The following is a 19,966-nucleotide window of genomic DNA, read 5'->3' as shown; positions in this document are numbered from 1 at the left end:
CCTATCGTAGGCCAAAAGCTAAATTTGCTACGCATTCGCGACTTGCTTGATGTAATCAACCTGTACTTGCTTGGTAAACGCGCCCGGTCTAAGCGCTTGCACTTTCGAGATGATCTCTTCCAGTTGCCAACCTTTCTCTAACAGAAAGTGCGCCGCTAGCAAGCCCGTTCGACCCGAACCTCCCATACAGTGCATGGCAACTTTCTGGCCTTGTTCAATGGCTTGATGTAGAGAAGTACTCGCCGATTCCCATCGCTGTGAGAAGTCTTGGTCTGGAGCGCAGTCATCTTCGATCACTAGGTGGTACCACTGCATCCCTAACGCTTGTACTTTATAACCCAGTTCACTCACGCCTTTATTGTCCATTTCTTGCGAGGAAATCGCCGTCACTAATGTCGATACACACTCGGCTTTTAGTTGAGCGAGAGAAGTATCGAGGTCCACACCTTTTGTACCCGGGCAAGGCGTCAATACTAAGCCACCTCTCTCCAGAGGTAACTGCCAAATTGGATGTTGGTTTTCTTGTGTCATTACGCTTGTCCCACCTTTAGCACTAACTCGGCTGTACGTGTGGCATACCCCATTTCATTGTCATACCAAGCATAGATTTTCACCATGCGAGAGCCGACAACCATAGTGGATTGTGCATCAACTATCGTTGAGCGTTGGTCACCTTTGTAATCAATAGAAACTAATGGTCGCGCTTCAAAACCCAAAATGCCTTTTAGCTCACCTTCCGATGCTTCTTTTAGCAATTGGTTTACTTCTTCTGCCGTCGTGTCTTTCTTTACATCAAAGATAATGTCCGTCAAAGAAGCATTCGCCAACGGAACGCGTACCGCATGGCCATTAATCTTGCCTTTTAGCTCGGGAAAGATTTCAACGATAGCCGTTGCTGAACCTGTTGTCGTTGGTATCAGACTCATGCCACAAGCACGTGCGCGACGAAGGTCTTTGTGAGGCGCATCTAAAATGGTCTGCGTATTGGTAAGGTCATGAATAGTCGTGAATGAAGATTGCTCGATACCGAGTTTCTCGTGAATCACTTTCACTACCGGGGCAATACAGTTGGTAGTACAAGATGCCGCTGTTACGATTCGATGCTTCTCTGGGTTGAAGATACTGTCGTTCACCCCTACCACTATGTTTGCTACTTCATCTTCTTTAACAGGTGCAGACACCACAACGCGTTTGACACCTTGCTCAAGATATTTGTTTAAGAAACTTGTTTTGCGGTGCACACCTGTTGCTTCAATAACCACATCACAGCCTGACCAATCAATCGCATCGATGTTCTTTTCTTGTCTGCATACGATCTTTTGGTCTCCGATGACTAATAGACCATCTTGACCAGCGACTTCGTGGTGCCAGCGACCCTGTACCGAATCAAATTCCAGCAAATGCGCCAGTGTTTTCGCGTCACCGGCTACATCATTTATCTGTACAAATTCTAGTTCTGGCCAGTCAAATGCCGCGCGCATTGCTAGTCGACCAATGCGTCCAAAACCGTTAATACCTACTTTAATTGTCATGACGTGCTCTCTCTATTGGCAACAGACAGGACGAGACTTCATCTCGCTCAATCTCTCTAAATCACTCTGGTACTCTGTTTTTAAACAGTTTGAAGCAACCAGATCATCTATCATTTTTTTCATCCATCCCGGTAGGCTGTTAGACAAGCGGTAAAACACCCACTGACCTTGTCGAACATCCACTAAAATCCCCTGTGATCTTAACTGTGCAAGATGACGAGAAATTTTCGGTTGGCTTTCATTAAGTGCCTGAGTCAGTTCAGCCACACAAAGGCAATCTTCCCTGACGATTAACATTAAAAGTCGCACTCTGGTCTCATCTGAAAGCACTTTAAAAAACTGGTGTGGAAGCATTAGATACATACTCATATATGGATATGCGTATATGTTTATCTATTTTCGATTGAAATAGCAATAGGTGAGGAGTTAATGTCACAAAACTTTCATCTACGACAAGAGGTCAGCTAAGTAAGCAGAGTGCAGATAAAGTCGTGTTCGGCTGGAAAGAAAAATCATTGTCTGCACTCGATTGAGCGCAGCGCAAGAGTATTAACTTTTGGCGGTTGCGAGAAGCGCGCCACAGCCAACAAACATGGAACCAAATACCTTATTGATTCGACTCATCATGTTTTCTGAGCGAATAAATCGCCCCATCTGAGCAGCAAGGCTGGTGTACCCAACCATAACAATGGTATCAATCACAACCGTGGTAACACCCAAAATGAAAAACTGAATAAGCTGTGGCTGTGATGGGTTAATAAACTGAGGGAATAGAGCGACAAGAAAAACGATCGATTTGGGGTTTGTTAAGTTAATCAGCGTCGCATTGCGCATCAGTTGCCAAGAAGATAACTGGTTTTGCTCAATGTCTGCGGTAAGATCAGAGCGGTCACGCCACTTTTGAACACCTAACCAAATCAGGTAAACCACCCCTACCCATTTAATAATGGTAAACGCCAAAGCCGATTGCGCCACCAGTGCTCCGATACCAGCACCGACAAGAACAATATGTATCGAGAGCCCAAGCTGTAATCCTGCGACCGCAGCCAAAGACTTTTTAGCGCCATAGCTAAGCCCATTACTGATTGAGTTCACCGTTCCTGAGCCTGGAGCCAAACTAAACACTATGGCAGTGAGCACATAAGCAAACCAAACATGCATATCCATGGAATTTCTCCTCGACTTCACGACTATTGGCTATGATAATCTCAAAGAGTGATATCACTTAGCCACAAAACAATAATATGAACGCATCCAGCGATACGGTAGCTCCCTCTTATACTCAAGAGGCGGATTTTGAGCAAGTCATCAATACCAAGATTTCTCTCTTCTGGCAAGAACGAGAGCAAGGTTACATCAAATCGAAAGATAAAAAGCAGCTGTTTTGGGTAAAAATGACGGCGAAACACCACACGCGTGCCATCTTTGTCGTTAATGGCAGGATAGAGAGTTGTTGGAAGTATCAGGAGCTCTTTTACGACCTATTTCAACAAGGCTATGACATATACTCTTTTGACCATAGGGGCCAAGGCCTTTCTGAACGGCTAATTGAAGACAAAGAGATGGGCTATGTGGATGAGTTTGATGATTATGTGAATGATATGGCTCAAATGGTCGAACATTTTCAGCTCGAACGCTACCAAGATAGCTACCTGTTGGCGCATTCAATGGGGGGCACAATAGCCACTCGATACCTTCAAACTCGCAGTAGCACACCTTTTAGCGCCATTTCTCTCAGTGCTCCAATGTTTGGTGTTTCGATGCCGTGGTATTTTAGACCGGTTGCACTACCTCTCAGCCAAATAATGAGTGCACTCTACTCTCAGCCAACCTATGCTCCCGGGTATCAAGCCTATTACCCAAAGCCGTTTGAGATTAACCCTCTTAGTCAAAGCAAAGCGCGCTACTCTTGGTTTCGCGACTTGTATGAACAGATGCCAGAGTTAAAAATCGGAGGCCCATCCACACACTGGGTTTGGCAGGGATTAATGGCAGCAAAACAGTGCATTCAACTGAGCCGCCAAATCAAGATTCCATTGCTGTTGCTGCAAGCGAGTAACGAAGCCATTGTATCCAATGAGGCTCAATCTAGGTTTATCAAAAAACTGGCTAAAACCAATCCAAATTGCGCGATGAAAGTCATTTCCGGCTCTAAACATGAAGTGTTGTTTGAAAAAGATGTTTATCGAAACAGTGCAATTCAAAGTACGCTAGATTTCTTCTGCCAACACCATAAATAATTGTGATTTATACACTGTTTAAAAAACAGGAAATCAATGTGGTGTTTTTTTACCCTCTTTTCTCCCCTTTAGTTGAAGTAAAATAGCTTTCGCAAACTCGAAGTGTTGTAGTTTGCCAATAGTCCGACAACGAGGGTGATATGACCGACGTACAACTTAAAAGTCCTTTCCGTATTGTAGCTTCTGATCTCGATGGCACTTTGCTTGCGCCGAACCACCAACTGACAACTTTTTCTAAGCAGACTCTCAAAGAGCTGCACGAAAAAGGCTATACCTTTATCTTTGCTACTGGTCGTCATCACGTCGACGTTGCTGGTATCCGAGAAATCGTGGGTATTCCTGCTTACATGATTACTTCTAATGGAGCGCGCGTCCACGATACCAAAGACCAATTACTCTATAGTCAAAACGTACCTACCGACTTAGTTCAGCAGGTTGTGGATGTTGTAAAGCACGATGACAACTTATTCATCCACTTATACCAAGACGATGCTTGGCTATTAAACAAGGAAGATGAGTTCCTACGTGATTTCCACGGTGATTCTGGTTTCACTTACACCGTATTTAATGCCAACAAAACACCAAATACTGGTATTGCTAAAATCTTCTTTACCAACCCAGATCAAGACCACGAACAGTTGGTAAAATACGAAGAGCTTTTGAATGAGCGTTTTGGCGATAAGCTAAACATCTCTTTCTCTACCCCGTGGTGTTTAGAAGTGATGGCCGCGGAAGTATCTAAAGGCGAAGCCCTGCAAGCCGTGGCTGAAACTTTAGGTCTTGGTTTAAAAGACTGCATTGCCTTTGGCGATGGCATGAATGATTATGAAATGCTAAAAATGGCAGGAAAAGGCATTGTTATGGGTTCTTCTCATGACAAGGTTAAACAAGCGCTTCCTGAAAATGAAGTGATAGGCAGCAATGCCGATGATGCCGTTGCACACTACTTGCACGAGCACCTGTTCTAAGTAAAAGCAGAACTTATCGATTGAAAAAAGGCTACCTCTGGTAGCCTTTCTTATAGACAAGTTATCGCGTTTCTTTATCGAGGATCGCCTGCCACTCGCTTTCACTTACCGGCATTATCGACAGTCGATTACCTCTTTTCACTAATGGCATTTCCGCGAGCTCTGGCATCGCTTTCATCACTGCCAAAGGAATAAGTCGCTTGGTTTTCCTAACGAACTCAATATCCACCATAACCCATCTGGGGTTTTCAGGGTCCGACTTAGGATCGAAATACTCACTGTTTGGGTCCAAAGCGAAATGATCCGGGTAGGCTTCTTTGGTCACTTTCGCAATGCCCGCAACACCCACTTGTTTGCAAGAAGAGTGGTAGATCAAAACCAAGTCTCCTTCTTTTACTAAATCTCGCATCATATTTCTCGCTTGGTAGTTTCTAACCCCTTCCCAGCAAGAACTGCCTTGCACTCTCAGAGTATCAATGGAAAACGTGTCAGGTTCGGTTTTAAAAAGCCAATATGCCATAATAACGTCCAGTCTCTATTTCATCTGGATGGTATAGCATGAAGCTTCTCGGAAACCTAATGGTTCTCTCTTCTCTGGCATTAATTCAAGCGTGTGGCTCGTCTCCTACTCCCGCTTCTAGCAACACAATCTCACTGACGGAAGCTAATACCACCTCGATCCCCACGTTTATTATCAGAGGGGAGGTGACGCTAGGTCATGAAGTCAGAGCCATCACGCCCTGTAATAGTCATCAACAATACTGGATAGATCTTCCCAAAGACCGCTTTCAGCAAGCCTTAAACTTAGTTCAACAACCTTATCAACCACTTTACGGCGAGTTAATTGGATACCTTCAACCACCGAGTAATGGCGGCTTTGGAGCCGATTACCACGCCCGCTTTGTTGTGACACAAGTGAACCACTTAAGTACCGAAAACCCTCAAAGGTGTACACAAAAAGAAAAACCACCCGAGCATTTGGTAATGAACCTTTTTGGTCTGCGCACTTTTCCAGTCAATCAGTACAATTTTCACCACTGGGTGAAGAGTCCGTAGCACTCGATATAATCAGCTCGCGCTTTACTCCGAGTGAACGCGTCTATCAGTTAAGTGAAGGCTCACTAACCTTATCGGCTCAGAGCTGTAAAGACTCAATGAGCGATTCTCTCTTTGGATGGCGCTCTGTTCTCAACCTGAAGGGCACAAGCTATAAAGGGTGTGCAAGTCTATCAAACCTAGATGCCACGCAATCATGGGCTGGCCGCTATTTGGCAAAATCGACTAAGCAAAACAACTTTAGTGTCGATATGCAGTTAAATTCCGACCACACTGCTACAACGACATATGTTTACGATAACGGTAAGAGTGAAACCAGAGAACACGGTTATTGGCAGCAGCTCAATAACAATCAAGTACAAGTGGTAATGACTCACCACCAGCAGCAATACTTAATCTCTGAGCGCATTTTTACCCGAAATAATGACAAGCTTACGGCGGACAAAGAGAAGATTTCCGGCAAGCTGTATACCATAGCTCAAGGTCTTACCTTGTATCGCTCCGACGCTCGGCCAGAAACATCCGTTGCTGTTGATACAAAGATCCAAGTGCCGTCGAGCAATGAGTTCAATCACCAGGTTGACCAAGCCGTGCGAAGCTTCTTTCAACAAAACCGTTTGCCTTTTGACAACTCTCGATACCGTTGGTTGACCTATGATCTCAATGGCGATAACGCCCATGAGCTCTTGGTTGAACTCAACTGGTGCGGTAGTGGTGGTTGCACAGTATTGGTTTTCGAGAATAGCAATAACAACTGGGTATTCAACAGTCGTATTACTTTAGTCAGAACACCAATCGAAGTGAGCGTAAACAAGAGTATGGGTTGGCGTCATTTGATTGTTAACGTAAGCGGCGGTGGCGCAGAGCCTGCGCGCCATCAATTACATTACCAAGGCAATCAATATCCAATCAATCCGAGTACTGCTCCATTGGCAAAAGATCCTGATATAGACGCGCTCTTATTTTCTGACGTGGTTTCTCCATACCAAAAAGGAATTGATCTGCAATGAGCTGCCCTAAGTGCCAGTTAAAACATCAGTGTATTTGCCCAGAGATCCCTAGTATAAAGTCGACATTGGCGATTGCTATGTTAACCCATAGCAATGAACTGCAAAGAGACACAAACACTGGCCGCTGGGTGGTCGATGCTCTCTCTTCATGCCAAATGCATATTTGGGATAGAGTGAAGCCACCTCAGGCGCTTATCCAGCAAATTAAAGATCCTAATTACGCGCCCTACCTTGTTTTTCCTTCAGAAAAATATCTTGTGCCACAACAAGCGATCAAGCTCGCCAACGAGGAAAGCCAACAACCTCTATTTATTATCCTTGATGGTACGTGGCAAGAGGCGGGCAAGATGTATCGCAAGAGCCCTTGGCTACAGAGCCTTCCCGTTGTTGTTGTAGAAAATACGCCGAAATCTCAGTATCAACTTAGACGGAACCAGCAAGACGGGAATCTTTGCACTCTAGAGGTTGCCGCTTGCTTGCTCGAAGCAAATCTCGACACACGAGATTCCAAACAGCTCAATGAGTTTCTGCGACAATACACACTCGCGTTTAAGGCTGACAAAAGTGGTCACGCGCTAAAGAAGTAGTAACTGTGACAGTTCAGTGATTTCAATATGAGGAACAAGTGTCGCCCTCTCCTGACGGAGACACTTTTGGTGATCGTTAATCCAACATGCCTGATAGCCCCTGTCCACCGCACCTTTTACATCACTAATCAGGTGATCTCCCACATGTAAAATCTGTTTGGCAGGAAGCCCCAAATGTTGGGCCGCTTTTGTGAATAGATCGGGCAAAGGTTTCGCGGGGCCATCTGGGCCAGCTTTCAAAACACAAGAGAAATACGTTTCTAGACCAATTTTTTTAACGTCAACATTGCCATTCGTAATAGCAACTAAGGGGTACTTGTTTGCTAACGCGCGCATCACTTTATGAGTGGAATCTGGCACATCCACTCGATTGCGCCATTTTAATACCTCTACCATCGCTTCCTCGGCGACTCGCACAGCTTTGGCATCGCTATAACCCAGTTGGCGAAAACCCTCTTCTAGATACTTTTGTCGCCACGCCGATAAGTTATGGATAAGGCTTTGATTATCTATCGCCACCTGCTTTTTCAAGCTCTGCCACCAAGTATGGTCTTTTTGGAAATAAATAGGGTGATGCTTTGCAAACCACGATTGCAGTTCTTTCTCTAACCGAAGAATGACTGGCCAGTTGTCGTAAAGAGTATCGTCCAAATCAAACGTCATCGCTCTAATTGGACCTATTGCGCGATAATACTTCATTCGTCGTCCTTCTCTTTATCTTTACCCTTGCCTTTTTTCGCTCTCGGATGCGCTTGGTCATACACTTCAGCTAGGTGTTGAAAGTCCAAGTGAGTGTAGATTTGAGTCGTTGAAATGTTCTCGTGGCCGAGCAGTTCTTGAACGGCTCGGAGGTTGTTACTCGACTCTAAAACATGGGTAGCAAAAGAGTGCCTCAATTTATGTGGACTAATGTGGCTGGCAACCGCCTGTTTTTGACCCCACTCAGACATCCTCTTTTGCACACTGCGGTGAGAAATTCGAGTTCCCAACTTAGAAACAAATAACGCTGGTTCGTCGCTTTTAGCCATTAAAGAACGTACTTTGACCCACTTTTCAACCCACTCTTTGGCTTTTCCAGAGAAGGGAACTTTACGCTCTTTGTTGCCTTTACCGATGACTCTTATCTCTTCTGACCACAGCTCAACATTACTGACATCAATGCTTACCAGCTCTGCCAACCGCAAACCCGTGCCATACATTAACTCCATCATAGCTCGATCACGCACTGCTAGTGGGTCATCTTCGTTGACTTCTAAGAGTTGACCAACTTCATCAACATCCAAGTTTTTGGGTAGCGGTCTTTGCTTGCGAGGGGCAGACACCCCCTTTGCTGGGTTTGCCACAAGGACATGCTTGTAAACAAGAAAGTCGAAAAAGCTACGCAAAGTCGATAGTCGTGTCGCAATACTGCTGGACTTCATTCCTTCGCGCATACCTTTACTCGCCAATTGCCTAACCCAAGCGGCGTCGACCTGTTCCCAACGAGATAGCCCCATTTGAGAAAGGTGTAGCGCCATGGTTTCTAGCTGTTGACGATAGTTGCGTTGAGTGTGAAGACTCAGCCCTTTTTCGTTGTTTAGATACTGATAAAAGAGCTGAAGGTGTTCTTCAAAGCCTTTAGGCAAGTGGGCTGGAGCATCGCTCTTCATGATTCACCTGCCAAGGTAGAGTCGAGACTAAATGAGAGAGTACCAACGCCAGATGACGCAGGAATAAGGTATCCATACTAGGCTGGAAATGACCACCATCTTCGCTCGAAAACGCCAATAGCCCTTGGAAACCACCGCGATTTAAGGTCAGCAACACATAGGAGCCCATTTCTGGTGTTTCGTTGTACTCCCCAAACAAATTATCTCTATCGACTTTTCTCATTCGTCCCAAATAGCATCACGCCCATTAAAAGAACGAGTGACAAACTGTCGAGCATATTCAGTATTGAGAACATAAGGTTCTGGCGCGTTTTCTGACAAGCGAACGTGTGCTTTCAAGCCAAGTTGCATCGCCTTATCTTCAATCATTTCCACCACTTCACTTAGAGAGTCACAACTTAGTATTCTCTCTTGAACATCCATAAATTCATGGAAAGTCCTATCGTTGCTAGCGGCCAATGACATCAAAGCGGTAATTTCTTCTTCCAATTCTTCAATGCGCTGTCTTTGACGGTTTAGTTGAACGTGAACTAGAGAGACCGCACCTTGCTCTTGATTGGGCAAAGCTAAGCGATCCACCAGCTCTCGACGACTCAAAAAATAATCAGGGTTGTCTCTCAAATACTCTGCCACCGCCTCTGCGGTTAACTCGTCTGCGACAACTTCGGTTAGCTGTTCTTCTCTATTCATAACCTAACAGCTCAACTGGCCATCAAAAACATGGGTTGCTGGGCCGGTCATGTAGAGAGGAGTACCTTCTCCCTTCCAGCGGATCTTGAGTGTCCCTCCGGGAAGGTGCACCGCAACACTTTCATCCAGTAAGCCCTGTAAAATACCAACCGCAACTGCGCCACATGCGCCGCTACCGCAAGCTTGAGTTTCACCAGCACCACGCTCGTAAACTCTGAGTTTCACTTCATTGCGGCTCACGACCTGCATAAAGCCAGCGTTAACACGCTCAGGGAAGCGTTCATGAGATTCTAGTAGCGGACCAAGCGTATCTACATCCGCAGTATCAACATCGTCGACAACGGTTACTACATGCGGGTTGCCCATGCTTACTGCTCCACAGAACAAGGTCTTATCGTCGGCGCGAAGAATATACGTTTTTTCTTGCTGCTTAGCTCGAAAAGGAATTTTGCCAGGCTCAAACTCGGGTTCACCCATGTTTACCGTCACCTGATCATCTTCTTCGATGTTCAGGATCATCTTGCCCTTTTTGGTACTTACTGAAATGCTGAACTTATTAGTCAAACCTTTCATTCGCACAAAACGAGCAAAACAGCGAGCACCATTACCACACTGCTCAACTTCACTTCCGTCTGCATTAAAAATGCGGTAGTGAAAATCGGTTTCTGGATCATAAGGCGCTTCAACCACAAGCAGTTGGTCAAAGCCCACCCCAGTGTGCCGATCCGCCAAACGACGGATCAGTTCTGGTGAGAAAAATACGTTTTGGGTAATGCAGTCAACGACCATAAAGTCATTACCCAATCCGTGCATTTTTGAAAAATGGAAATGCATAAGTTAGCTATTACTCCGGTAGTACGCTTTCCAGCTCCCACAGGCGATTGACAGTCTCTCGCTGACGAACCAAGTGAGATTGTTCGCCATCTACAATCACTTCCGCAGCTCGTGCGCGAGTGTTGTAGTTAGAAGACATTACGAACCCGTACGCGCCTGCAGAACGAATGACCAACAGATCGCTTTGCTTTATGTTCAGTTTGCGATCTTTACCTAAGCAGTCACCCGTTTCACAAATTGGGCCTACTAGGTCATACGTTTCCCCTTCGCCTTCACGTTGAACAACAGGCACAATATCTTGCCATGCTTGGTATAAGGCTGGACGCATAAGATCGTTCATCGCGGCATCGATAATAGCGAAGTTCTTGTGTTCGGTGTGTTTTAGAAACTCTACCTTTGTCAAAAGAACACCGGCGTTGGCGGAAATCGCTCGACCCGGTTCAAAGATCAATTCTAGGTATTGATGGTTAGTCAAACGACCAAGTAGTGCTTTCGCATAATCCGAAGGGGCTGGTGGTGTTTCGTCGTTGTAGACCACACCTAAACCACCACCGACATCAAGGTGTTCGATTTCGATACCCTGCTCTTTTAAATCGTCTATCAGTGCTAGAAGTCGATCCGTGGCGTCAATAAAGGGTTCAATATCCGTTAACTGCGAACCTATATGGCAATCAATGCCTTTGACCTTTAGGTTTTCTAAGCTGCTTGCGAACTTGTATACCGCAGGCGCTCTATCAAAGGCGATACCAAACTTGTTATCACGCAGTCCTGTTGAAATATAAGGGTGGGTATTCGCATCAACATCGGGATTAATACGCAATGAAATCGGCGCGACAACGCCTAACTCACCTGCGACTTGGTTTAATAACTCCAACTCTGGTTCTGACTCAACGTTAAAGCACTTGATACCAAGCTCCAATGCACGCTTCATTTCGTCTGATGTCTTACCGACACCCGAGAAAACGACCTTAGCTGGATCACCACCAGCAGCCAGCACTCTTTCTAGCTCGCCGCCAGATACAATATCGAAGCCAGAGCCGAGTCTCGCAAGGTATTTAGTACACCTAGGTTCGAGTTCGCTTTAACCGCATAACAAACCAAATGTGGGTGCTCACCAACAGACTTATCAAATGCATGCCAGTGACGCTCTAAAGTTGCACGTGAGTAGACGTATAGTGGCGTGCCGTATTGCTCCGCCAACTTAGTTAGGGGAAGGCCTTCAGCCCAAAGCTGGCCATCATCCTGATAGTTGAAGTAATCCAAAATTGATTCCCTTAAATGCGATGGTTATTTACTGTGACGACTGCTCATTTTGAGGTGCATCTTCTGGCATGTAAAGTGGGCCCGTTTGTCCACACCCTGCCAATCCCAATATTGAAAATATAAATAGTGTTGCAATGATTTTTTTCATGAGTCTATTCGTGATTATTCTTTCAATGCCCCCTATAATCGCACCACACTCAGGAAAAGCAATAGGATAGATGGGATGAACGACACTGAATTTCACCAATTAGTCGATATTCAACTGCAAACCATAGAAGAAGCCATAGATGACTCAGGCGCAGACATCGATTTTGAAACAACTGGTAACGTTATGACTTTGGATTTTGAAGACCGCAGTCAAATCATTATCAACCGCCAAGAACCTATGCATGAGATATGGTTAGCATCAAAGTCTGGTGGTTTTCACTTTAAGCTAGTTGATGGCGAATGGACGTGTTCTAAAACCGGACTGATCTTCTTCGATATGGTCAAACAAGAATGTGAAAAGCACGCCAACGAAGACATTGACTGGCAATAAAAAAGAGCACTTAGTGCTCTTTTATCTTTTTACGCGTTAACCACGCGCGTCGTCTTTACCGAGTTAGCACATTCACTGCGATATGGAACGATATAAGAGTGGCCATCTTCTGGGTGCACTATCTGGTAAAACTGAGGCAAGTTAAAGTTAATGATTTTACCACTCACGTCGCTTTCATCGTGAACGGATGTGTAGAAACTATTCACACTCGTAATCATTTCATCTTTTTCACCACTAAACTGGTGGTAAACTTCAACATTGTTGGCTTCGTCCAACACATAAATATTAAAGCCCTGCTCGTCATCTTCGAAGAAGAATTGAATCAAACCTTCACTTGCAAAGCTGTCTACCACTTCTGGCATCTGATAGTCCTGCTCTTTATCCAGCATGAGCAAAGGTGAACCTTTCAGTTTGTTGGTTGAAATACTTCGATAAAAATCGACTGAGTTTTCGAGTTTCTGTACTGACACACCGCGACGTTCAAAAAACAGACCGTATGTCTGATGACCAATTCGAAGTGCTTTAAAGCGACGACGTTTCTCTTGTTCAATGGGTTTCAATCTTAGGTCTATACACTCAGCGAGTAACTGATAAACCATATTGCGCATCACGCCTCGCATGTTTTTGCTGTAGCAGAACACGTCCACGGACTCTGGTGGGATCGCATCTTGATGCATTTTGCTAAGTACGGTTTTCAATGCGTCTAACATCGCAGTCTCACCCTTAAAGTGCAGGGTACGGACTTCGTGCCAAGAGTTCCGATAAACCAGATCTACACTGCCCACTAAACACTTTTGGTGCGGGCCAAAACTGAAAATATCGGTGTTCTTTAGATCTATCTTTTGCGTTTTACCATCAAGCTCTGAGGTTGGATCATTCTCAAAGTTAATGAACATTGCCAACTGGCTTATCTCACATGGGCTAGCCAGGGCTTGCATCGTTGGACGACGCTTACGCAATGAGAAGGTGTTGCGCAAATCACTCACCATTTGATAGAACTTATCGATATCGAGGTGCGCATCTCGAATCACCGAGTTAAGGCGAGTAGACTCAGTAATCAAACCGTTAAAGAATGCCCAAGCAACCAACTTGCTCAGATATTCATTATGTTCAAGACTTGGTTGCCCAACCAAGCGATGAGCGGTTAATGGCTGCTTATATAAGTACCAACCGGGTTTGTTGGTTCTGCCGGGACGAACTTCAATAAATGACAGGTCAGGCTCGTGCAAATCTGGAGAGATCTGAGGGTTTAGCAGCGTTACTTTACCCGGCAACACTTCAAACGCAGCATAGAGCTTACGCGCTAGAATACTAATATCTTGCGGACTGATAGCCGAGGTAATGTCGTTGCGGCGAGCAAATTGAATCAGGTTGCGATAACTCAGCATCAAAGCGTCAAGCAAAGAGTGGTGAACAACTTTGACCTGCTCAACTTTCCAGTTTCGTCTGTCATCAAGCTCGCGAATAACGTCGTCGCTCCAGTTCCAAGACTTGATCATGTCTTGTAAAGCTTCGCGGCGCCACGCTACCGATCCTGTCCCCGGTTCTCTTGAGAGCTTTTCATGAGTTTTCAGGTAGAAACAGCGACGAACAAGATCTAAACGCGTGTGGTCATTGATACGCTGTAAGTAACGAGTCACTTTCTCAAGCATCAAGTAGTATGCATCCATACCATAGAGATCAGGCTCGTGAGCAAAAAAGCGACGCTTAGTATCTAAACTAAGTAACTGCGTATGTGGATACTCCCACGAATAGGCTTCTAGCAAGATGGCTTTTAATACCGACTTATAAGGCGAATCGATGCTCTTATAAAGTTGCCACAAATTAGAACCAAAGTATTCTTCCGCGGGAATGCGATCAAGCTGACCAAAATCGATCCACTCGCAGCAGTTTATTTGGCCCTGTGCGCATAGCTCTTTCACGTAATCGTCGTAACACTCTTCCATTTCTGGCGGCACAATTTGCCATAAGAGTCTTTGGCCTGCCAGACGCACCGCAGAACGATAGAACTCATCGAGTAGAAGCAAGTGCTGAGAAGAACCACAGTTATCACCCGTCATCTCTTCAGAGCGATTGGTGCGGAAGCGGTCTTCGTCCATCAAGAAAAAATTAGCTTCAACACCTTGGGTTTGCGCCCATTCAGTAATAAGCAAACACTTGTTGGTCAGAGACTCGCGATCTTCGCTATTCATGGAAGGGGCGATACATACCCATATATCCAGATCAGAAGAGGTACTCTGGCCGATAGAAGAAGTACTACCCATAGTATACAAACCGAGAATAGCGGCTTCACAAGGGGACTGAAGCTGTTCACCAATCGTCAACTCAGTATCTTTGATAAACTGTTGCTGAGTATCCGTCAGTTCATCATCTAACCCATACACACCATAGGGCACTGGATTTGCGTAGTAGCCTGGAATAACGGGATGATTGAAGTGAAGAAGGGCAGGAATCAGTTGGAATACACGTTGACTCTGTAAATCCATAAGCGCCAGCGCACGCGCTCTGCGTTGCTGGTTAAGACCGTCTAATCTTTGAACTAAAGTCTCAGTGTAAGCCTGCAAGGTATGTTCCTTGAATAGTAAACCTAGTTAAGTGCCTGACTATATTTCGTGCTAAAGCACTATCAAAACGTGATCAATTTAACACTTTTCTTTCCATTGGTAAAGAAATGTACGATCCAATCGACATCAGGTTCTTTTTTCTTATTGTTGCGACATAGTGTGGTACGTAACTCTACTTTCTAATAATAGCCTATTTTACAAACGAGACACCCATCACACTATTTTAATGGTTTTGTGCTAATGCCTATTCTATTTATCATCGAGCGAATCTATCTATAAGACTTTAACGGCGACAATGGTAGGATGAGACATCTAAATATCACTACGCTAGAAGAACCATGGCTGAAAATACTCCAATTCGTATCGCAACAAGAAAAAGTCCACTTGCGCTTTGGCAAGCCCATTATGTAAAGGATGCTTTACAAGCTGCTCATCCCGGATTAGAGGTCGAGCTGGTTACCATGGTAACCAAAGGCGACATCATTTTAGATACTCCGCTAGCTAAAGTGGGTGGCAAAGGCTTATTTGTGAAAGAACTAGAAGTTGCCATGTTAGAAAATCGAGCCGATCTCGCCGTTCACTCGATGAAAGATGTACCCGTCGATTTTCCAGAAGGCTTAGGACTGGTCACCATTTGTGAGCGTGAAGACCCTCGCGACGCATTTGTGTCTAATCAATACACAAGTATCGACGAGCTTCCTCAAGGCGCAATTGTGGGTACGTGTAGCTTGCGCCGCCAATGTCAATTGCAATCCTACCGCCCAGATATTCAGATCAAAGAGCTTCGCGGCAATGTGGGCACTCGCTTATCTAAGCTGGATGCTGGTGAGTACGATGCCATTATTCTTGCTGCGGCAGGATTGAAACGCCTCAAATTGGAAGAACGTATACAAAGTTTTATTGAACCAGAGCAGTCTCTTCCAGCGGTTGGACAAGGTGCCGTAGGTATCGAGTGCCGAACTGACGACCAGCGCTTGCTTGAATTACTCGCCCCACTCAATCACGACGACACTGCGGACAGAGTAAAGTGTGAGAGAGCGATGAACCTAACCTTGGAAGGCGGTTGCCAGGTTCCCATTGGCAGTTATGCATTACTTGAGGGTGAAGACATATGGCTCAGAGCCTTGGTTGGAGAACCTGACGGCAGCAAAATTGTACGTGGCGAAATTCGCGGCCCTCGCACTGATGCAGAGAAGTTAGGTATTGAGTTAGCCAATCAACTACTAAACCAAGGTGCGAAAGAGATCCTAGAAAAACTGTACTGCGAACACGAGTAATAGCAATGGTAGTGTTGGTCACTCGCCCAAATGTCGAAGGTCATGAACTATGCATGATGCTCAACGAAAGTGGTATTGCGAGTTTGCACCACCCGCTGATAAACATCGAACCCAGTTCAAAGATAACTGGGCTCGATCGCGCATTACAACGCGCTGACATTGTTATAGCCGTTAGCCAACATGCAGTTAGTTATGCACATCAATATCTTCAAGAACACGCTTTAAACTGGCCAAAAACCAGTCACTATCTTGCCGTGGGTCAAAAAACCGCACAGTTATTAAGCAAGTTAAGTCAACAGAAAGTAAACTATCCGTCGCAAAGTGATAGCGAACATTTACTTGAATTGGATGAACTACAAAACGTTGCTCATCAAAAAATTGTGATACTGCGTGGTAATAGCGGCCGAGAGTTAATTTATCAAACGCTCGATAAGCGTATGGCTGACGTCAGTTACGTCGAAACTTACACACGGCAACACTTAGATTTCAATTCTGATAGCAAGGTGATTCAGTGGCAAGAAGCCAAGGTGTCACACCTAGTGGTGACCAGTAGCGATCAGTTAACACACTTCCTCTCACAGTTAACTTCAGCGCAAATCCACTGGATACAAACATTACAGCTATATGTTCCTAGCGAACGTATAGCCCGTCAGGCCAAAGCATTGGGGTTTGTTTACATTACCAATGTGGGTTCTGCAACCAACAAAGAACTACTGGCTGCTCTCCGGCTAAACAAACAGGACGATTAGCGATGACAAACAAAAGCAAAAAAGACGAAAAAGAAACAAGCCAAGAAGCAACAGAAAGCAAAGTTGCTCAAGATGCTGCGCTTGAAGTAGACGCTGCTGAACCAATTAAAGCCGAGGAAACACCGCTAAGCTCTAAAGATTCTAAAGATTCTAAAGATTCTAAAGATTCTAAAGATTCTAAAGATTCTAAAGATTCTAAAGATTCTAAAGAAAGTATTAAAACTGAGTCTGATGACGAGTTAAACAAAATATCTAACAAAAAAGCCACTGCTCAAGTAAAAGCACAGGCTCCAGCTAAAAAAACAGATAGAAAAGGCGTAAAAGTCGCTACCATAGCTATCATTCTTTCCATTGTTCTGTCTGGTGGTTTAGCTTTCCATATTCAACAAAAAGATGCCCAGTACCAAGCACAAATCAAAGCGCTCACTTCCCAGCTTGAGCAAACTCGATCACAGGTACAAAGCGAGTTGTCAGAAACGAAAAAACACGTATTCAACCAAGCAGAACAAGTAACACTAAAAACTGCAACAGCATTAAAGCAGCAGCAACAAAGCATCGAAAGCTTACAAGTGGCTGTTGCAGACGTAAAAGGCCGCAGACCTAACGACTGGCTTCTCGCAGAAGCAGACTACTTAGTGAAACTCGCCGGCCGTAAACTCTTCTTAGAGCACGATGTCTCGAGCGCAACAAGCTTAATGGAAAGTGCCGACCAACGCATTGCAGCATTAAACGACCCAAGTTTAGTGCCACTTCGTCAATCGATGGCAAACGACATAGTGAAACTTAAATCCGTACCATTAATCGATAGAGACGGATTAGTACTTAGGCTGACATCACTGCAGCAACAAGTAGATGGGTTACCCCTCGCAAATGCTATTTTGCCAGAAGCACAAGTCATAGAAGAGCGTATCGTCTCCGATAATATCGACGATTGGAAGGCCAACTTAAAAACGTCTTTAAAAGATTTTTCCGAAAACTTTATCACTTTTCGCAGCCGTGATGGCAACGTAATTCCATTGCTATCACCCGAGCAACATTTCTTTCTGAAAGAAAACTTAAAAGCGAAGATTGAAACAGCAATTAAAGCCGTTTATGTCGAACAACAGGAAATCTATACAACGGCATTAACAACCGCCGATTCTTGGTCGAACTCGTTCTTCAATATCGATGACAATACCGTAGCAGAGTTTAATAAGGCACTACAGTCACTATCGAAACAAACTATCCAAGTCGACTATCCAGTTAAACTAGAAACTCAGCAGTTACTTTCAGACGTGATACGTGAGCGTTTAAGACGCGAAGTTACAACATTCGTAACGGAGGAGAAGTAATGTTTAGATTTGTCTTCCTATTTGTTGTATTAGGGGCGGGGCTGTTTGCCGGGACTCAGTTCGCCGGTCATCAAGGCTACGTATTGATCAACGTTGCCAATAAAACCATCGAAATGAGTGTAACTACGCTGGTTGTATTCGTTATTGCAGCTCTAGCGGGATTGTTTGCTCTAGAATATCTGATTAAAAAAGCACTATCAGCTAGCTCAGCAACTTGGAACTGGTTTAGTGTTCGTAAGATGAGACGCTCTCGTCGATACACTAACGAAGGGATCATTAAGCTACTTGAAGGTGATTTTAAGCTGGCAGAGAAGAAAGTCACTAAGTGGGCTAAACATCACGATATGCCATTGCTGTGTTATTTAGTTGCATCTGAGGCCGCCCAAGGACAAGGTAATAAAGAACTACGCGATAAGTACCTAGCACTTGCCTCAGAACAAGAGAATTCAGAATTGGCTGTTGAGCTAACAAGGGCCAAGCAGCAGGTAAGAGAGTGCCTCTACAGCGAAGCATTTGATACGCTTACGACTCTTAAGCACAACCACGCGAACAACGCCATTCTGCTCAACTTACTTAAAACTGTCTACATAGAGCTTAAACTGTGGCAGCCACTGATCGATGTATTACCACAATTGCTCAAAACAAAGTGTATCGATAAAGATGAAAAACAACGACTCATGCAACTTGCCCAATGTGGATTACTGGAAGACATTGCGCTTCAGCAAGGCAGTGAAGGTCTCATAAAGCATTGGAATGGTTTACCAAGAGCAGTGAAAAAAGACACGCATCTGGTCACTTGTTTTGCCAAGCAGCTTATTGCTAGGAACGCTGACCACGAAGCGTTTACCATCGTAAAAGAGACACTAAAAAAACACCCTAACGCCGAGTTATATCAACTACTTACAAAATTAAAAGTGAGTGATACACACCCTGTCGTTACTTTGCTAGAAAACACACTGCGCAAAGACGGGAACAATGCTGAAGCACATAGTGCCATTGGACAGTTAAAACTGCGTAACTCGGAGTGGACAGAAGCTCAGCAGCATTTAGAAAAAGCACTCTCGCTACGCTCAAGCGTGTCAGATTACGCCTCATTGGCTGATGCTTTAGAAAAGCAAAACTTATCAAAGGCAGCAAGCGAAGTCTCCCGTAAGGCGCTAAGTCTCGCGCAACAATAAGGCAAATCCATCAACATAGGCCAGCTATTAAAGCTGGCTTTTTTGTCCACTTAAAATTCACCCCTATTCCGTTACTGTTTAGACAAACCAGTAAAAGGAAGCCACTGTGAATAGAACCACCATCTATGCAATATTGACAAGTGCAAGCCTGAGCGCAACCCTACCAGCACAAGCTAACTTTGATAATGGCAAGCTGAACTACCAACAACTGTGCATGTCGTGCCACGGCGAAAAAGGGCAAGGCAATGGAAAACTCGCGAAAACACTTTCTAAACCACCTTCGAACATGAACCAAGCCCTGAGTACTTGGTACACAAGTGATAACGATCTTGAACTAACGGTTTTAAGCGGAGAAGGCACGATGCCTGCTTGGCGATCTCAACTGACACCTCAAGACGTCAAAGAGATATTTGCGTATCTGCGAACAATTAACTTGGATAAGGTCATATTAGACAACCAGAATTTTTCTAGACAAACCTTAGCAAAAGAATAAGTGTCTG

Annotated in this window: 19 protein-coding genes and 3 pseudogenes; 10 read left to right on the top strand and 12 right to left on the bottom strand. The window is 44.7% G+C overall.

The window, feature by feature from the left end:
* Positions 1-27 precede the first annotated feature (27 nt).
* The 4 genes from BLO31_RS03565 to rhtB form a co-directional block, all read right to left on the bottom strand.
* Positions 28-531 (bottom strand): cyclin-dependent kinase inhibitor 3 family protein, encoded by a 504-nt coding sequence (locus tag BLO31_RS03565; RefSeq protein WP_070962918.1) that lies wholly within the window; start codon positions 529-531, stop codon positions 28-30.
* Positions 531-1,532: an ArsJ-associated glyceraldehyde-3-phosphate dehydrogenase gene (locus BLO31_RS03560; protein ID WP_070962917.1), complete on the bottom strand. Its 1,002-nt coding sequence runs from the start codon at positions 1,530-1,532 to the stop codon at positions 531-533. Before BLO31_RS03560 ends, BLO31_RS03565 begins: the two co-directional genes overlap by 1 nt.
* A 12-nt stretch (positions 1,533-1,544) precedes the next feature.
* Entirely contained in the window at positions 1,545-1,886 is a 342-nt protein-coding gene (locus tag BLO31_RS03555) for a metalloregulator ArsR/SmtB family transcription factor (protein WP_070962916.1), read from the bottom strand.
* 195 nt (positions 1,887-2,081) lie between these two features.
* Positions 2,082-2,699: a homoserine/homoserine lactone efflux protein gene (gene rhtB, locus BLO31_RS03550; RefSeq protein WP_070962915.1), complete on the bottom strand. Its 618-nt coding sequence runs from the start codon at positions 2,697-2,699 to the stop codon at positions 2,082-2,084.
* A 77-nt stretch (positions 2,700-2,776) separates the two neighbouring features.
* On the opposite strand from rhtB, the gene BLO31_RS03545 reads away from it, so the two are divergent.
* Positions 2,777-3,772, top strand: a complete 996-nt coding sequence (locus tag BLO31_RS03545) for an alpha/beta fold hydrolase (RefSeq protein WP_070962914.1) — start codon at positions 2,777-2,779, stop codon at positions 3,770-3,772.
* Positions 3,773-3,912: 140 nt separating this feature from the next.
* A complete protein-coding gene (locus tag BLO31_RS03540) occupies positions 3,913-4,740 on the top strand; it encodes a Cof-type HAD-IIB family hydrolase (RefSeq protein ID WP_070962913.1) in 828 nt (275 codons plus the stop codon).
* 61 nt (positions 4,741-4,801) lie between these two features.
* On the opposite strand, the gene BLO31_RS03535 is transcribed toward BLO31_RS03540, so the two are convergent.
* Entirely contained in the window at positions 4,802-5,260 is a 459-nt protein-coding gene (locus tag BLO31_RS03535) for an EVE domain-containing protein (protein ID WP_070962912.1), read from the bottom strand.
* Positions 5,261-5,298: 38 nt separating this feature from the next.
* Here BLO31_RS03535 and BLO31_RS25115 point away from each other — a divergent pair.
* A pseudogene (locus tag BLO31_RS25115) lies at positions 5,299-6,806 on the top strand (COG3650 family protein).
* Positions 6,803-7,393: a tRNA-uridine aminocarboxypropyltransferase gene (locus BLO31_RS03525; protein WP_070962911.1), complete on the top strand. Its 591-nt coding sequence runs from the start codon at positions 6,803-6,805 to the stop codon at positions 7,391-7,393. The pseudogene BLO31_RS25115 and the gene BLO31_RS03525 overlap by 4 nt, the downstream one beginning before the upstream one ends.
* On the opposite strand, the gene yigB is transcribed toward BLO31_RS03525, so the two are convergent.
* The 6 genes and pseudogenes from yigB to lptM all read right to left on the bottom strand — a co-directional run bounded on the left by yigB (position 7,382) and on the right by lptM (position 11,977).
* Positions 7,382-8,092 (bottom strand): 5-amino-6-(5-phospho-D-ribitylamino)uracil phosphatase YigB, encoded by a 711-nt coding sequence (gene yigB, locus BLO31_RS03520; protein ID WP_070962910.1) that lies wholly within the window; start codon positions 8,090-8,092, stop codon positions 7,382-7,384. The two genes, BLO31_RS03525 and yigB, sit on opposite strands and share 12 nt — an antisense overlap.
* Entirely contained in the window at positions 8,089-9,042 is a 954-nt protein-coding gene (xerC, locus tag BLO31_RS03515; RefSeq protein WP_070962909.1) for a tyrosine recombinase XerC, read from the bottom strand. The genes yigB and xerC overlap by 4 nt, the downstream gene beginning before the upstream one ends.
* A pseudogene (locus BLO31_RS03510) lies at positions 9,011-9,732 on the bottom strand (DUF484 family protein). Before BLO31_RS03510 ends, xerC begins: the two are co-directional and overlap by 32 nt.
* Positions 9,733-9,735: 3 nt before the next feature.
* On the bottom strand, positions 9,736-10,566 hold the full coding sequence (gene dapF / locus BLO31_RS03505; protein ID WP_070962908.1) for a diaminopimelate epimerase: 831 nt from the start codon (positions 10,564-10,566) through the stop codon (positions 9,736-9,738).
* 10 nt (positions 10,567-10,576) lie between these two features.
* A pseudogene (gene lysA / locus BLO31_RS03500) lies at positions 10,577-11,829 on the bottom strand (diaminopimelate decarboxylase).
* A 28-nt stretch (positions 11,830-11,857) separates the two neighbouring features.
* Positions 11,858-11,977 carry an LPS translocon maturation chaperone LptM gene (gene lptM, locus BLO31_RS25110; RefSeq protein ID WP_425425262.1) on the bottom strand — a complete coding sequence of 40 codons (120 nt, stop codon included), beginning with the start codon at positions 11,975-11,977 and terminating at the stop codon, positions 11,858-11,860.
* Positions 11,978-12,052: 75 nt separating this feature from the next.
* On the opposite strand from lptM, the gene cyaY reads away from it, so the two are divergent.
* Positions 12,053-12,367, top strand: a complete 315-nt coding sequence (gene cyaY / locus BLO31_RS03495; protein WP_070962907.1) for an iron donor protein CyaY — start codon at positions 12,053-12,055, stop codon at positions 12,365-12,367.
* A gap of 29 nt (positions 12,368-12,396) precedes the next feature.
* Here cyaY and BLO31_RS03490 read toward each other — a convergent pair whose 3' ends face one another.
* On the bottom strand, positions 12,397-14,931 hold the full coding sequence (locus BLO31_RS03490) for a class I adenylate cyclase (RefSeq protein ID WP_070962906.1): 2,535 nt from the start codon (positions 14,929-14,931) through the stop codon (positions 12,397-12,399).
* A 338-nt stretch (positions 14,932-15,269) separates the two neighbouring features.
* On the opposite strand from BLO31_RS03490, the gene hemC reads away from it, so the two are divergent.
* The 5 genes from hemC (at position 15,270) to BLO31_RS03465 (ending at position 19,959) form a co-directional block, all read left to right on the top strand.
* Positions 15,270-16,208 carry a hydroxymethylbilane synthase gene (gene hemC / locus BLO31_RS03485; protein WP_070962905.1) on the top strand — a complete coding sequence of 313 codons (939 nt, stop codon included), beginning with the start codon at positions 15,270-15,272 and terminating at the stop codon, positions 16,206-16,208.
* Positions 16,209-16,213: 5 nt separating this feature from the next.
* On the top strand, positions 16,214-16,957 hold the full coding sequence (locus tag BLO31_RS03480; RefSeq protein WP_070962904.1) for a uroporphyrinogen-III synthase: 744 nt from the start codon (positions 16,214-16,216) through the stop codon (positions 16,955-16,957).
* A gap of 2 nt (positions 16,958-16,959) precedes the next feature.
* Positions 16,960-18,288 (top strand): uroporphyrinogen-III C-methyltransferase, encoded by a 1,329-nt coding sequence (locus BLO31_RS03475; RefSeq protein ID WP_084659589.1) that lies wholly within the window; start codon positions 16,960-16,962, stop codon positions 18,286-18,288.
* On the top strand, positions 18,288-19,466 hold the full coding sequence (locus BLO31_RS03470; protein WP_070962903.1) for a heme biosynthesis protein HemY: 1,179 nt from the start codon (positions 18,288-18,290) through the stop codon (positions 19,464-19,466). Before BLO31_RS03475 ends, BLO31_RS03470 begins: the two co-directional genes overlap by 1 nt.
* A gap of 106 nt (positions 19,467-19,572) precedes the next feature.
* Entirely contained in the window at positions 19,573-19,959 is a 387-nt protein-coding gene (locus BLO31_RS03465; protein ID WP_070962902.1) for a c-type cytochrome, read from the top strand.
* The last annotated feature ends 7 nt before the right edge of the window (positions 19,960-19,966 follow it).

Origin of the sequence: Vibrio sonorensis, assembly GCF_001854765.1 — a bacterium.
Lineage (GTDB): Bacteria > Pseudomonadota > Gammaproteobacteria > Enterobacterales > Vibrionaceae > Vibrio > Vibrio sonorensis.
This window is presented reverse-complemented; position numbering and strand designations above follow the sequence as displayed.

Bases quoted from the DNA above. Each gene is read 5' to 3' on its own strand.
- BLO31_RS03525 (WP_070962911.1), top strand. From the start codon at position 6,803: ATGAGCTGCCCTAAGTGCCAGTTAAAACATCAGTGTATTTGCCCAGAG.
- BLO31_RS03555 (WP_070962916.1), bottom strand. From the start codon at position 1,886: ATGCTTCCACACCAGTTTTTTAAAGTGCTTTCAGATGAGACCAGAGTG.
- BLO31_RS03535 (WP_070962912.1), bottom strand. From the start codon at position 5,260: ATGGCATATTGGCTTTTTAAAACCGAACCTGACACGTTTTCCATTGAT.
- BLO31_RS03470 (WP_070962903.1), top strand. From the start codon at position 18,288: ATGTTTAGATTTGTCTTCCTATTTGTTGTATTAGGGGCGGGGCTGTTT.
- yigB (WP_070962910.1), bottom strand. From the start codon at position 8,092: ATGAAGTATTATCGCGCAATAGGTCCAATTAGAGCGATGACGTTTGAT.
- hemC (WP_070962905.1), top strand. From the start codon at position 15,270: ATGGCTGAAAATACTCCAATTCGTATCGCAACAAGAAAAAGTCCACTT.
- cyaY (WP_070962907.1), top strand. From the start codon at position 12,053: ATGAACGACACTGAATTTCACCAATTAGTCGATATTCAACTGCAAACC.
- rhtB (WP_070962915.1), bottom strand. From the start codon at position 2,699: ATGGATATGCATGTTTGGTTTGCTTATGTGCTCACTGCCATAGTGTTT.
- BLO31_RS03565 (WP_070962918.1), bottom strand. From the start codon at position 531: ATGACACAAGAAAACCAACATCCAATTTGGCAGTTACCTCTGGAGAGA.
- BLO31_RS03475 (WP_084659589.1), top strand. From the start codon at position 16,960: ATGACAAACAAAAGCAAAAAAGACGAAAAAGAAACAAGCCAAGAAGCA.
- lptM (WP_425425262.1), bottom strand. From the start codon at position 11,977: ATGAAAAAAATCATTGCAACACTATTTATATTTTCAATATTGGGATTG.
- xerC (WP_070962909.1), bottom strand. From the start codon at position 9,042: ATGAAGAGCGATGCTCCAGCCCACTTGCCTAAAGGCTTTGAAGAACAC.
- dapF (WP_070962908.1), bottom strand. From the start codon at position 10,566: ATGCATTTCCATTTTTCAAAAATGCACGGATTGGGTAATGACTTTATG.
- BLO31_RS03480 (WP_070962904.1), top strand. From the start codon at position 16,214: ATGGTAGTGTTGGTCACTCGCCCAAATGTCGAAGGTCATGAACTATGC.
- BLO31_RS03545 (WP_070962914.1), top strand. From the start codon at position 2,777: ATGAACGCATCCAGCGATACGGTAGCTCCCTCTTATACTCAAGAGGCG.
- BLO31_RS03560 (WP_070962917.1), bottom strand. From the start codon at position 1,532: ATGACAATTAAAGTAGGTATTAACGGTTTTGGACGCATTGGTCGACTA.
- BLO31_RS03540 (WP_070962913.1), top strand. From the start codon at position 3,913: ATGACCGACGTACAACTTAAAAGTCCTTTCCGTATTGTAGCTTCTGAT.